The organism is Bradyrhizobium nivariense (assembly GCF_029846695.2).
GTDB lineage: Bacteria > Pseudomonadota > Alphaproteobacteria > Rhizobiales > Xanthobacteraceae > Bradyrhizobium.
This window is the reverse complement of record NZ_JARWCR020000030.1, coordinates 1-13,116: the sequence shown is the minus strand read 5'-3', so window position 1 is coordinate 13,116 and position 13,116 is coordinate 1. Positions and strand designations below refer to the sequence as shown.

Genomic DNA, 13,116 nt, shown 5'->3' with positions numbered 1-13,116 from the left:
AAACCAGGTGCGTGGCAACATTTGCAGACTGTTGCATCACGTCAGCACCGCCATGTCTTCGCGTTTAAAATCCATCAGTTCGTGGTTGCGGCCCTGGTGAATCTTCCTCACCCATGCCGGATCGGTGAGCAGTGCGCGGCCGACTGCCACGAGATCGAAGTCGCCTTGCTCAAACCGCTTAATCAACCCGTCCAGACTGGCGGGTTTAGAGCTCTCGCCTCCGTACGCCGCGATGAATTCACCGGTCAAACCAACGGAACCGACGGTTATAGTCGGCTTGCCCGTAAGCTTCTTGGCCCAACCTGCCAAGCTCAGGCCCTCTTCACCATCAATCTCAGGAAATTCAGGTTGCCAGAAGCGACGCATGGAACAATGGAGGATGTCTGCACCGGCTTCCACCAGCGGGTTGAGCCAGTCGCTCATCTGGTCGGGCGTGGTCGCCACGCGAACGGTGAAATCTTGCTGCTTCCACTGGCTTACCCTCAGAATGACTGGATAGTCCGGGCCGACCGCCTGGCGCACGGCCTTGATAGCGTGCGCGGCGAATCTCGCGCGCTCTTTGATCGAAGCGCCCCCAAACGCGTCACCGCGCTCATTTGTACCCGTCCAAAAGAACTGGTCGATCAGGTAGCCGTGGGCACCATGCAATTCGACCACATCGAAGCCAAGCGCCTTTGAGGCAGCTGCCGCCTTTGCGAAAGCGGCGACGGTGTCGGCAATCGCCTCCTCGGTCATGGGATCGGCGATACGCTTGCCAGGTTTTGAAAGGCCCGACGGGGCGTCAACAGGCCCGCCCGGCGTAAAGCGCGAATGCTGCATTGCGCCTACGTGCCATATTTGTGGGCCCATCTTGCCGCCTACTGAATGGACTTCGTCGATAACCCTCTTCCAGCCCGCAAGAGGCTTTTCGCCGTGGAAGAATGGGATCTTCGGATCATTCTTCGATGCCGGGCGGTCGATGACGGTTCCTTCCGAAATGATCAAACCCACCTCGTTCTCGGCGCGGCGGCGATAGTAACCAGCCACATCATCCCCGGGAACGCCTTCAGGTGAAAACGAACGCGTTAAGGGAGCCATCACAAAGCGGTTCTTCAGCTCAAGCCCCTTAATACGGAACGGCGAGAACAAGCTCTCTATGCTCATATTTACATTCCTCTGCGCTTAGTTGTGACGGCCGCCTAGCCCGCGGCACAGCTGCGTGAGTACAGCGTGGTCTTCAGGGCGCCAGAGCCTTGAAGATGGCTTCGTATTCAGCGAAGGACGAGTTGTCCTTGTCGACCTTGGCGCGCATCAGGCAAACCGGCCCGCCAAGGGATCATATGGTGACAACGAGTTTACCGCGCGTGCGGCCCGTCGCGAGCGCGTCATACGCAGCCGCAAGTCCTTCGAGCCCATATGTGGCAGTCACCGTTGCCGAGATCGCGCCCGTATCTACAATGGCCGCAATGTCCGCAAGTTGCGCTCCGTCAGGCTTGGTGAGCGGTCCGTGGAATTCGGCACCTCGATCATGGGCCTGCTTGATATAAGCCTGAACGCCGGCCGCCGCGCCGGCAGCTACGGCCTCGGGAAAACCGATTTCGCGATAGGACTGCGTGTCCGCCATGCGGACTAGACCAACATACCGCCCGCCAGGTTTCAGGCTTGCAATGCCGCGTTCGACCAAGGGTCCACAAACACCGTCGTAAACGACGTCGAACGGTCCCGCATCTTCAAATTTCTCCTTGGCATAGTCGACCGTGCGATCCGCGCCAAGACCCGCCATCAGCTCCTGGTTTGCGGCACTCGCCGTCGCGGTTACAGTGGCGCCGAGATATTTGGCAAGTTGAATTGCGAACGATCCGACGCCACCAGCCCCCGCCTGGATCAGGATATGTTCGCCCTTGGCGAGGCGCGCCCGTTCGATGAACGCCTGCCATGTCGTAAGTGCAACAGTCGGCAGGCTCGCCGCCTCAGCGAAATTTAACCGTTTCGGTTTGAGCGCGAGCAAGTCGAGCGGCACCGCAACACGCTCGGCATATGCACCAAGGGTGCGGTTCGGAAGCCTCGCGTAGACTTCGTCGCCGGCATTGAATGGAGAATTCTTGGGCGCCGATCGAACGACCCCTGCAATGTCGAAACCCATTATCTGTGGGAAGATGAAAGGGAACGCCGCATGGAATAGACCGGCGCGCATGGCAATCTCAACCGGATTGATACCCGCTGCTCGGACCTCCACGAGGGCTTCGTCCGGGCCAGCGAGGGGTTCCGGTAGTTGTCCATGCGAAACAACCGAATTGTCGCCATAACCGGTCACAAACGCTGCACGCATCAAAATTCCTCCAAAAACGTAACAAGTATTAGTCTCGTTATTGAACTTTCATAACGTCGTTCGTCGTGACGTGCAATCGATTTATTCGGAAAGATGGAGATTCTGACTCGCAAAAGTTCAATAATGCAACTAAAGAATTGAAATGCTTGAATCATTTTAGAGGTTTAAATTTGCGCTTGGTCTCGGATAGTATGTCCCATGCAACGAAAAAGCTGGGCCGACGCCAATTGTCCAATGGCACGTTCTGTTGATCTGGTAGGGGAATGGGGAAGTCTCCTTATCCTGCGGGAAGCATTTGGCGGCGTCAGTCGTTTCGATGACTTTCAAAAGCGGATTGGAATCTCGCGCAATCTTCTGACCACTCGTCTCAAGAAGCTCGTTGATGGGGGCGTTCTCGAACGACGCCCCCTCCATAGCGATGCCAAACGTCATGAGTATGTGTTGACGGAGAAGGGTGAGGATCTATTCGCAACCATTGTAGCGTTGCGGCAATGGGGTGACCGATGGCTGTTTCCAAAGACGGGTTATCCAGCCGATATGCTGGATGGCCGGGATCAATCGCCCGTTGCTCGCATCGAGGTGCGCTCTGAGCGGGGGAGAAAGCTCACCCTGGCCAATCTGACTTTGGAAGCGCGCCGAGCCAAAAAACTGCCAATGCGTTCGATATCACGGTCGAAGAAAGTCTGATCGCGGGCTCGAAGCGGCCTTCGCCAAGTTGCTATTGCTGGGCGGCGTCTGCGCGGTCAGCCCAATGCTGCATCAGCTTCGTGCGCGAGCCGAAAAGCGCAAGCGGTCCGTCGCCAATGTCGAATTTCGGTCGCGCGGCGCGGCAGTCGACGTCGATCAGATCTGCTTTGGTTTGGCGCCCGCGCCATCGTTCCTGCGGGCCATCTGCTCGATTCCGTCGTTCGGAATAACGAAATTCGCTGCGATCATTTAATTTCCCGATGCCAACAAAAATACCAACAAGTTGGACGGCTGGACCTCATTTTTTAACCAGTGTTTTCAACGATCCTTGAAAACTATTCCAAAAAAATGGAATCGAACCAACGGCTTAAGTTATTGTTTTTATTAGATTTTTCAGCCTAGTGCCCCTGGCCGGAATCGCCTAATACCATAACCAATTGAATTCCGGATAATTTTCGTCGCCGATCGCTGCCGATACCAACAGAAATGCCAAAGAGATGACGCGCGCTATTAGCTGGGAAAAATAAAACAGCAGGCTCCCGGCAGCAGGCACGCCGCATGCCGTTTCGGTCTTCACAATCGCGCCGACCGGAATCGAATCCGGCTTTGACCGACTTGTTTCGATGCCATCTGCGCGTAGCCCAATTGCGCGGGATGCGTTGATCTATATCGCCTACGGTGCCAAACAAACCGCTCTCTGATGCGGTGACGAACTCCTGCGCGCTGTAGCGTGCAAATCGGACAGACCGGAAGCGCTGTTGGCAAGCTCGTAGCCTGCCATCCCCGTGCTCACTTGGCCCCGTGTGCAAAGAAAAAGACGAAGGTCGGCGTGAAGGCGCGCCAGCGCGCGGCCCAGCGCCTTTCCAAACCTCTGCTTGCCGCGCTCGTCGTGGATGAATTTGGCAGCACTGGTGGTCATACCCGCCGCCAGCAGCGCATCAATGCGTGCTTGAATCTCGGGCAGGGACCGAATCTCTCCCGCATCAAATCGCCGGCAAAAACTAACATTATGAGCGAGTTCACGCATCGGACCAGCCTATAGAGTCAACTGATGGAGAGTTGCGCCTCAATGCGGCTGTGCTAGTACGCCCACTCTCGAATCGAGGAGCTAAAAGTGGCGAAGAAGGCAAAGAAGACGGCTGCGAAGAAGAAACCTGTGCGTCGCGAGTACACAAAGGCTGACGTGAAGGAGCTGCGCGCTCATTCGAAAGCGAAGACTCCCGTTGCAAGAATTGCGAAGCTCACAAAGCGCTCCGAAGGCTCACTCCGCCAAAAGGCGCTCAAGCTTGGAATCCGGCTCGGTCACCAGCGCTAGAAGGCGGCATCATGACTCTCTTCAATAGCGTGTTCTCGACCAGAACGTTGTTGCAAATCATCTGCGTTCTTGTCGCTGTTGTCGCAATGAAGTTGTTGGGCGCTCATTATGACTTCAGCTGGGCAGCCGCAGTTGCGGTTGACTAGAAGAACACCTTGGCAGGCTGAGCAGAAAAGAAATACGCCTAGTGGCGGATCACGCGGCGTTCAAGACCTCGTGCAAAATTCATCAGCTCGGATCAACAACAGACCGCTCCCACAGCCTCATCGACCGCCGCTCGTTGTCTTGGCGGACTTGACGCTTGCCGCCGGCCTCGCAGACTGCCGGCCGTCGTTGCTCCCGGCTGTGCGAGCCACTGATAGGATGGAAGTTTTCGATCGGGCATTTTGAAATTGGTCTTGAAGCTGCCAACCCTCATGAACGATCGGACCGGGAACTTGACCGGCGAACTCGCCCGTCTGTGCAAGGGCGATTGTGGTTGAAGCCAACAGGAAAAATATGAGTATCGCCGAATGTGCAATTTGGGGGCGCATGTCCGCATCTCCTGATTGTCCGAGATTCTCAAGGAGGCCGTACTTCCTTGTCTATGCAAAATCGACCCCGCTGCCCCTTTGCTGTTAGACGTCGACCGTCGACCTGTCGGATATTGCATAGACGAAAGCCCACGACTGGATACAGGGTGGGCAAGGAGCTGGTCAGGGAGCGACCTCAGACAGGCCGGGTGCCATCATGCCAATCTCGATCTCGATGATGATTCTGGGTTCGCAATTGCTTGTCCCAGCAGCCAACAACGTGCCGAAGTTCGACGTGGGCCGGAGTTGCAAGCTCGACCTTGCAGCTACCGCGGGGCTCACGGTCGATCAGTCTCTCAAGAGTTGCATCAATGATGAGCAAAAGGCGCGGCGACAGCTTGGTGCGCTCTGGTCGAAAATGTCGGCGGCGCAGAAAGAAAGCTGCACCGCCCAGGAGGCCGTTGGTGGTACGCCAAGCTACGTCAGTTTGCTGACGTGCCTCCAGATGGATCAGTGGGTGCGCAAGCCCTGATCTTCACGCCGAGCCTGGGCGCTTTCCGTAGCACCGGGCACCTGCATCAACCGTAATGATCGAATTCGCTCAGCGCAATCCGCACCTCGCGAGCAAAATCGACCAGCGCTATGGCGAATGCGGCCAGGGCAACTATGAAAAGAATGGCCACACCGTGCTCGTGCCGTATCTGAAGGAAAGCGCTTGCGAACGCGACCATCACCAGCGCCGTCACTGCGATACCGCCAACTACCGCCCAGAAGATTGCCCGGTTCAGCATCACCGCACGCCGCATTAGGCGCGGAAGATCGAGTTTTAGCCTGGACCTTACCTTGTCTTGCTCGTCTATCCCGTTCAGGACGATCGTTCTGTCGATGATCCTATTCAGGCGGGAAATCAGGACAGCAATGAAAGCGGCCAACGCTCCCAGGAGAAACGCTGGAGCCGCCGACTGAGAGATCACATGCGATAGCTGGGTGACGGTTGGGGTGTCTTGATACATTGCACTCAGTCTGTTGCGTGTGCGAGAGACATCTGAACGCCGTCAACCCGCTTTGTGTCGGGCGGCTACCATCTCTTTCGCCAAGCGGTAGAAACGAACGCGCTTCTGTGATTGAGCAGTAGAGCCGGACGGCTATATAAAAGATGGCCGTCCGGCTAGGCAGTGGTCGGGTCGATGTACGCATCCGGCGGCCGTTGGGTGCAGGGCGTCACCGCGCCGCCGGCGAGTACGATGAAAGGCGCGCCTGAAGTGGACGCATCGTTCACAGCTCGAGAAGATCTTCCATGCTCAGTTCGCGAGTTCGATCTCGCCGGGCCGCCAGGTCTTGTTGAACCACGGTTCCAGCGGACCATAGAGGCGCAGCAGCATGAACCAGCCTTTGCCCGGAATCGTCTGCACCCAGTTGTTCTCCATTCCAGCAGGGGCATTCGGTCCGAAGTAGACATCGACCGAGCCATCTGCATTGGTCTTGACGCCCTTACTCTGGCTGCTAACGCTCGGGGCCTGTTGGTCGGTTTGCACCATCGAGCGGGTCTGGTTGTCGTAGACGATAACCGACCAGAAATCCTTGACCGGGATGTTGGGCGGCAGGCGCAGCTTGTAATTCTTGCCGCCATCAAAGGGACTGCCCTTCGCATCCTGCACCGACCAGGGGTACTGAGACCCGCGGCCCACCATCTTCTCCTCCATTGCAGGCGTCACGGCGATGGCAAAGTAATAGTAGAAGACTGCGCCGTCGAGATTGCTGACGCCCGGCGCCGTCTCGAATTTGTATCCGCCCAAAAATGGCAGGCGCCATGCACTGTCTGGATAGAAATACGCATCCTTCGGACGAATTTTGAATGCGATTGTGCGTGCCGTCACGGCGCCGATGTTGGCAGCGTCAGTGAGGATCTTCTTCATCCGTTCGTCAGGATTGAAGGGCTGACCCTTCACGATGCCGATCGAGGCAAACAGGCCCAAGGTGGTAGGATCGGAACCCTCCGCCGGTTCTTCCTGGATGACCTGGTTCAACAGAGCCCAGAACGAATAGTCGCCCGGTGAGACAAAGTTCGATGGAATTCCGGAGGCATTGACAAACTTCATTGGCGGTGGGCTGGCGGCCTCGGCCAAGGGATAAATACGCAGATCTTTCCTGACCGAATCGATCGCGGGCTTGGTGGAGCCGTCCACAACGAAGGCGCGAAAGACAAAGTAGCTCCCGAAAGTGCTCGGCCGCAAAACGTGATAACCCGGCGGTATGTCACCCTTGAATCCAGGCGGCAACAGGAGGTACTTGCCCCCTTGGCCCTTGTCGGCTCCGGTGAAGCCGATGTCGCCCACCCACTTGTACCAGAAGTCGTCCACTGTCCCGAGCACCTTGGGAGGGATCTCGGCCACGATCGGACCCTTGCTCGTGTCGACCCACATGAAATTGTAGACCGTGTTGTCGTTGCCAGTCAGCGCAACGGTCTTGGAATCCATCAAGCCTTCCCAGATCACATTGGTCTGGTTATCAGGTCCGAACTTGCGCAGCGAATCGCGCATGCCGGCCTGATTTACGACTGGGATCGCGAGCAGATAAGCCTGTAGTGCGCGCGAACGGTCCAGGTTGTCGTAGATTTTTTCAACGGTATCGGCTGACGGGTAGCCGTAATTGAGATTCAGCGTCCCGATCGAGGACTCGAGCTGATCCGGCACGGCGACGCCCGATGCGAAAGGCGTCGTCATCTTGTAGGTCTGTGCGGACGCAGCCCCTGCGCCGATCATTAGCACCGCGACGGTAGTGCAAAGCAGTCTCGTCGTGCGTATCATCGTTCTCTCCTCGTCAGCAGCCGACACTCCGCATCAGCGCATGGCCGAAATAAATTATTACGCTACCTTGATGCCGGGCGGCTGCCAGGTGCCTGAGCCTGGTGGCAGGATCGATGGGGCTTCTGTCTTTGGCCAATAGAGCCGCATGACCAGGTAGATTTCGCCATTCGGCGCCGGCAACCAATTGGATTCCTTGTCGCCGCCAGGCGACTCCTTTTGGAGGTGCAGTGTGAGAGAACCGTCTGCATTCTTCTTCATACCGGGCAGCATCGGCGAGTTGATCAGATAGCGGTTGATTGGATTTTCGATGAGCAATTGCGTCTTGCCGTCATACATGGTCACCGACCAGAAAGCTTCCACCGGCGGATATTGCCCGGCGGCAAATGTGATCGAGTAGTTGTGCTTTGAGCAATCGAGAACCTCGCCGTTGGCAAGCGTTCTGGTGAGCGGGTAGACGGCCTCAACGGCGTCGTTGCCATATATGCCGCCCTTGGCTGCGGCAGCCCGCTTCAGCCAGTCGCCGCTATAGAACAGTCGGTCGCCGAACAGCGAGCCAACTTTCCAACCGTTGATGTTCTTGCTGCCCGTTTCGAGATACTTCTCGACCTTCTCCTCACCGTCCTTCATACCGAGGCCGATTTCAAGTTTGTGGGTGAGCGGAAGGTCCTTGAAGGCGAACGTCTTGCCCGCGCCGACACCGATGCGCGCGAGTTTCTCGCGAATAGTGCCGTCTTCCGGCCCTGCCGGTGCGAATTGGAGCGCGAAGTCCAGATACTCGAAGAAATTCTTTTTCACGAGTTCGGCGTCGGCTTTGGGAAACTCGATCGTGGGCGCCGCTGATGGCGCCGGCTTCTTGAGATAGGCCGAAAGCGGCTGCGCCTTGTAGCCGGCCTGAACCTTCTCCACGTTCGGCATGTCTGCCGTGTTGAATAGCTGGGTGCGAATGGCAGCGAAAGCAAACTGGGTCGAGGATTGGAAGACCTTCTTGATTCCGGGCGGAGTGTCTCCCTGCCAGTTCGGCCCGACGACCATGTAGTATCCGGCATCGTTCCCGGTCGCGCGGCTGCCGATATAGCCAAAATTGAACGTATTGCCGTCGATCAACTGAACCGTATAATAGCGAGTCTTCTCCACGGCCGGCACCGAAACGACAAGCGGCTCGGCGCGCAGATCGAACCAGAGAGTGGAATATGGCGTGTCGCTGTTGGGCGTCACGACAGCGGTGTCCTTGTACGTCGCGACGTGCGCCAGGTTCTTGATCTGATTGAACGGCGCCTTGAATTGGCTGTTCGTGCTGTCCACGGAGAACTCGTACATGACCGCGTAGTTCATCACGATGGGCAGGCCGTAGATAAAGCCTTCCTCGGCGATGGCCTTGGCCTCGCGGATGTCAGGCCATTCGGGCTTGCTCTGCGCACCCGCAGGGACAGACTTCACCAATGGAACGGTAATCGCGGCCATCGCAGCGGAGCGAAGCAGATCGCGTTTTGTCAACATGTGAACATCCCTTCTCAAATGTATTCGGGGCTGCTGTGTCAGCTTGAGGAACTTGACAGTAAGCCTACCGGGCGCACGGCTGCGGCGACTATGCAAAAACGGTCATCCCGTAATTCGTGAGCGCCACCGCGCCCGCCAATCGGCCCAAAACCTGAAAACAACCGCGGAATCCGTTCGAAATTAAGAGCATGTCTCTGACGTCCGATTTTGCATAGACCGACAATCCCGCGTGTTCGTATGAAGGGTGTGGCCTGTCGCTTGTTGGACTTGAGATCAGTTCAGCGTCGCGAAAGAGGCGTCGGTCACGCGGGGCATGCTATGACGAAGCTCGTCACCAACCTGCCGCGATGGCTCCGGATCGTCCTTGTCGGGGTTGCAACTGCTGCCATCATTGGCGGCGGCTGGTTGGTTTATCGCCATTTTGCCAAACCCGTTTTTCTAACGGTCGCCACAGGATCGTCTGACGGTGAAGCCCAGTTGCTCACCTCGGCGATCTCCGCCCGCCTGACGGCATCGGGGGCTCATGTCCGACTGAAAGTCGTCAATGCGGGCACGTCCGCGGGAGCGTCCGAGATGCTGGCTGGGGGCAGAGCCGATCTTGCCGTAATTCGTGGCGATACCGGCGGTCTTTCGGACGCGCGCAGCGTGCTTCTTCTGACCCACGGCGTAGTTCTGATCATGGCTCCGTCGACTGCGAGCGCCGACGGCCTGGGCGATCTGCGCAACATAACCATTGGCGTCATCGGAGGAGACGTTAATCGGACAGTCGTCGAAGCCCTGAAGCAGGTCTATCAGTTCGATCGCGCCAAGGTCAGCTTCCAGAACGTTGCCATTGGGGAGGCAGCGGCCGCGCTGTCGTCGGGAAAGGTTCACGCCCTGCTTGCTGTTGTTCCTCTTACCGAGAAGTACCTGGCGAAAGTCCGAGAAATGTTTCAGCAGAATGGTGGAAAGGGGTCGGCTCCGAAGCTCATCGAAATCGAGTCGGCCGGGGCGGTCGCCAATGTCGCGCAATATTATGAGAGCTACGACATTCCAAAGGGAACTTTGCGCGGAGCCCCGCCGGTGCCGTCAGATGATCTCACGTCGCTGCGGGTTTCCTTCTATCTTGTCGCCAACAAATCGGTCGATGCCGACACGATTACAGATCTGACGCAATCGCTTGTCGACGTTCGCAGGGATCTGTTGTCGCAATATCCGATTTTGGCTCAAGCCGGTGCGCCCAGCACGGATGCCGATGCGTTCATACCGATCCATCCGGGAGCCGCTACCTACTACAACGCCAACCAGCAAAGCTTCCTCGATAAATATGACGACAAGCTCTATTACGTATCGCTGCTGCTTGGGTCTCTGATCTCGATTGTCGTAGCAGCCTGGCGCTTCGCCGGCTCGGACGTTGCATCCAAGAGCATGCTTGAACCGCTGTACGAACTCGGCCGTGAGATCAAGGGTGCCGAGAGCGAGCCCGAACTGCAGGAGATCGAGAAGAAGATTGACGATATACTGAAAGTTGAGCTTGCCAGGAACGCGAACGGTGAGGGCGCCGACAATGCCGATGTCGCCGCTCTGAGCCTCGCTGCTCATAGGCTGCAATATCTGATGGGCCACCGCCGAACGCTGCTTCGCAAGGCACCGGCCGTTGAAGAATTTGCGAAGGCCAAATAGGCGCAGGGGCTCTCAGTTGAGAACCGTACCTGGAGCTGTGTTCTCATGGGGCGGCATGGACAAGGCTCTGCAAGGTAGACCTCCCGACTGGCAAGCTAAGGGTCGAAATTGCATAGTCATAGCAACACCGAATTTCTAGGGTGGGGCTCTCAGAGCTCCACCCGGGAAGTCAGCCATGAACAAGAACTGCATCGTTCCGGCACTGATTGCGCTCGCATGCCTGACCGCTTCTCCGGCATCCGCGCAGGCGCCGCCAGGAACAAATGTTGGCTCGCTTACCTGCAAATTGGCCCCGTCTATCGGCCTGATCTTTGGGTCTCAACAGCGAATGGCCTGCCGCTTTACGCCTAACGGTCCCTACCAATCCGAAGCCTATGCCGGCGTCATGAATACGATCGGCCTCGACATCGGCATCACCGCTGGCGGCGTTATGGCATGGGGAGTATTCGCGCCTTCTTCCGGGCCCACGCCGGGTAGACTCGCGGGCACCTACGTTGGAGGGAGTGGGGCAATAGGCGTCGGTGTAGGCGTCGGCGCAAACCTTTTATTCGGCGGGACTGGACGCTCGATCGCACTTCAGCCGCTCTCGGTAGAAGGATCGGTCGGGATCAATCTTTCTCTTGGCGTCTCCGGCCTCACGCTGGCGTCCGCGCAATAAAGAGTTGGCCGTCTCATAACCGTTGGTTCGCTTGATCAGCGGACCGCATTCAGCGACACCGTTCGCTCCAAGCAAGTCATCAGAGGACGTTCGATGAAGATCAAAATGCAGGCTCTGGCCGCGCTCGGATTCTCGGTGATTTTGGCGATTCTGGAGGTCGGCTCCGCATCGGCAGAAGCGGAGATCGGCAAAACGATCGTAGAAAAGCTCACAGCAAAGATTGCACAGCTTCAGGGCGCATGCGGGCGCGACATCAAGCAATATTGCAAATCCGTGACCCCGGGGCAGGGGCGCGTGATCTATTGCCTGCAAGCCCATGAGGACAAGATTGGTCCCAAGTGCACCTACGAGCTCGGGGAAACAGCGTCGAGCGTGCAAAGTGCCGCAGACGCTCTGAAAGAGGCTGTCATCGCTTGCAAGCCGGAAATCACCGGTGTCTGCGGCAAGACTGTGCCGGGTCAAGGCCGCATCGCAGCTTGCTTGATGACAAACAAATCCACAGCATCGAAGGACTGTGTGGATGCGATTCAGAAAGTTGAAGCCCTGGCGGAGGCCAAATAATGGCTGCTGGCATCGCTTGTGCTCGGGGTGAATCGCGTTGAAACAGTCGAGGATTATCTTCGCGGCTTCGATGGCCTTGACTGTAGTTCTCGCCGCCTGTGCTGGACGCCCTTCGCAAGGCGTCATGATACCGACCGCGACGGTCGCCGGAACGTCGATCGTTCCTATCTTTGTCGCCACGACACGACAGCGCTCAGCAACAGACCCCGGCGAAATGTTTAGTGGCGAGCGTGCCGCTACGATGTCCTACGCTGCCGTTACGATATCGATACCCGCCGACACGTCTCGAAAAATTGGAGAAGTGCAGTGGCCGACGACCCTTCCAGGAGATCCACGCACCAACTTTATGACGGTGTCAGCTGACTACATTGAGAAACAAACCTTCGCCGCTTCGATCGCTGCGTTCGCCAAAAAGTCGGGCCGGAGCAAAGTGTTGGTCTTCGTGCATGGGTTCAACAATCGTTTCGATGATTCGGTGTACCGGTTTGCGCAAATCGTCCATGACTCGAAGGTACCCGTCATTCCGGTGCTGTTTACTTGGCCCTCCCGCGGCGAACTACGGTTGCGCGCCTATACGTATGACCGCGAAAGTGCGAATTATTCACGCGACGCTCTTGAAGAGTTGCTCGGCTCGCTAACAGCCTATCCCGCTATCGCCGAGGTTTCCCTGTTGGCCCACTCGATGGGAAACTGGGTGGCGCTGGAGGCTTTGCGCGGGCGATCGATACGTGGAGAACTGGCCGCTGCTCGTTCGAAGCCGGACAAGTTGAAGAATGTCCTGCTCGTGGCCCCGGACGTCGATGTCGACGTCTTTCGCGCACAAATCCTACGCATGGGATCTGCGCGACCGCGGATTGCCTTGTTCGTATCCCAGGATGACGCGGCACTTGGTCTCTCCAAGACAATTTGGGGAGATGTGCCGCGACTGGGGGACATTGATCCGAAGCTGGAGCCATATCGAAGTGAGCTTGCTCGAGATAGATGTCAATCGGCGTTCGACTGGGACCCCCTATCGGCATCCAAAAGGGACCCCTTTGATCGGCGTGCTCTGCTGGTAGCGCTCGGGTCGTCGGAGCTGGTCGGGGTTGCGGAGACGGCGCGAGCGCGGG

General features: G+C 57.4%; 12 protein-coding genes. 7 read left to right on the top strand and 5 right to left on the bottom strand.

Annotated features, from left to right (window positions below; genetic code table 11):
- Nucleotides 1–36 precede the first annotated feature (36 nt).
- Both QCM77_RS23490 and QCM77_RS23485 read right to left on the bottom strand, forming a co-directional pair.
- Nucleotides 37–1,143, bottom strand: coding sequence for an NADH:flavin oxidoreductase (locus QCM77_RS23490; protein WP_279685087.1), 1,107 nt, complete (start codon nt 1,141–1,143; stop codon nt 37–39).
- Nucleotides 1,144–1,315: 172 nt separating this feature from the next.
- The gene (locus QCM77_RS23485) at nt 1,316–2,308 is read right to left on the bottom strand and encodes an NADP-dependent oxidoreductase (protein ID WP_279685086.1); all 993 of its coding nucleotides are present in this window, start codon (nt 2,306–2,308) and stop codon (nt 1,316–1,318) included.
- A gap of 198 nt (nt 2,309–2,506) precedes the next feature.
- On the opposite strand from QCM77_RS23485, the gene QCM77_RS23480 reads away from it, so the two are divergent.
- From QCM77_RS23480 to QCM77_RS23470, 3 genes are all read left to right on the top strand, one after another.
- The gene (locus tag QCM77_RS23480) at nt 2,507–2,995 is read left to right on the top strand and encodes a winged helix-turn-helix transcriptional regulator (protein WP_279685085.1); all 489 of its coding nucleotides are present in this window, start codon (nt 2,507–2,509) and stop codon (nt 2,993–2,995) included.
- A gap of 829 nt (nt 2,996–3,824) precedes the next feature.
- Nucleotides 3,825–4,037: a hypothetical protein gene (locus tag QCM77_RS23475; RefSeq protein ID WP_279685084.1), complete on the top strand. Its 213-nt coding sequence runs from the start codon at nt 3,825–3,827 to the stop codon at nt 4,035–4,037.
- Between the two features lie 1,002 nt (nt 4,038–5,039).
- Nucleotides 5,040–5,354: a hypothetical protein gene (locus tag QCM77_RS23470; protein ID WP_279685081.1), complete on the top strand. Its 315-nt coding sequence runs from the start codon at nt 5,040–5,042 to the stop codon at nt 5,352–5,354.
- A 46-nt stretch (nt 5,355–5,400) separates the two neighbouring features.
- On the opposite strand, the gene QCM77_RS23465 is transcribed toward QCM77_RS23470, so the two are convergent.
- From QCM77_RS23465 to QCM77_RS23455, 3 genes are all read right to left on the bottom strand, one after another.
- Nucleotides 5,401–5,835, bottom strand: coding sequence for a DUF2721 domain-containing protein (locus tag QCM77_RS23465; RefSeq protein WP_279685079.1), 435 nt, complete (start codon nt 5,833–5,835; stop codon nt 5,401–5,403).
- A gap of 288 nt (nt 5,836–6,123) precedes the next feature.
- Nucleotides 6,124–7,629 (bottom strand): DUF1254 domain-containing protein, encoded by a 1,506-nt coding sequence (locus QCM77_RS23460; RefSeq protein WP_279685078.1) that lies wholly within the window; start codon nt 7,627–7,629, stop codon nt 6,124–6,126.
- 57 nt (nt 7,630–7,686) lie between these two features.
- Nucleotides 7,687–9,126 (bottom strand): DUF1254 domain-containing protein, encoded by a 1,440-nt coding sequence (locus QCM77_RS23455; RefSeq protein WP_279685158.1) that lies wholly within the window; start codon nt 9,124–9,126, stop codon nt 7,687–7,689.
- 318 nt (nt 9,127–9,444) lie between these two features.
- Here QCM77_RS23455 and QCM77_RS23450 point away from each other — a divergent pair, with 318 nt between their 5' ends.
- From QCM77_RS23450 to QCM77_RS23435, 4 genes are all read left to right on the top strand, one after another.
- Nucleotides 9,445–10,788 (top strand): TAXI family TRAP transporter solute-binding subunit, encoded by a 1,344-nt coding sequence (locus QCM77_RS23450; RefSeq protein WP_279685077.1) that lies wholly within the window; start codon nt 9,445–9,447, stop codon nt 10,786–10,788.
- Between the two features lie 175 nt (nt 10,789–10,963).
- Nucleotides 10,964–11,446 (top strand): DUF992 domain-containing protein, encoded by a 483-nt coding sequence (locus QCM77_RS23445; protein WP_279685075.1) that lies wholly within the window; start codon nt 10,964–10,966, stop codon nt 11,444–11,446.
- Nucleotides 11,447–11,539: 93 nt separating this feature from the next.
- Nucleotides 11,540–12,007: a cysteine rich repeat-containing protein gene (locus tag QCM77_RS23440; protein WP_279685074.1), complete on the top strand. Its 468-nt coding sequence runs from the start codon at nt 11,540–11,542 to the stop codon at nt 12,005–12,007.
- Between the two features lie 124 nt (nt 12,008–12,131).
- Nucleotides 12,132–13,116, top strand: a 985-nt coding sequence (locus QCM77_RS23435) for an alpha/beta hydrolase (protein WP_279685073.1), incomplete at its 3' end; no start/stop codon positions are given.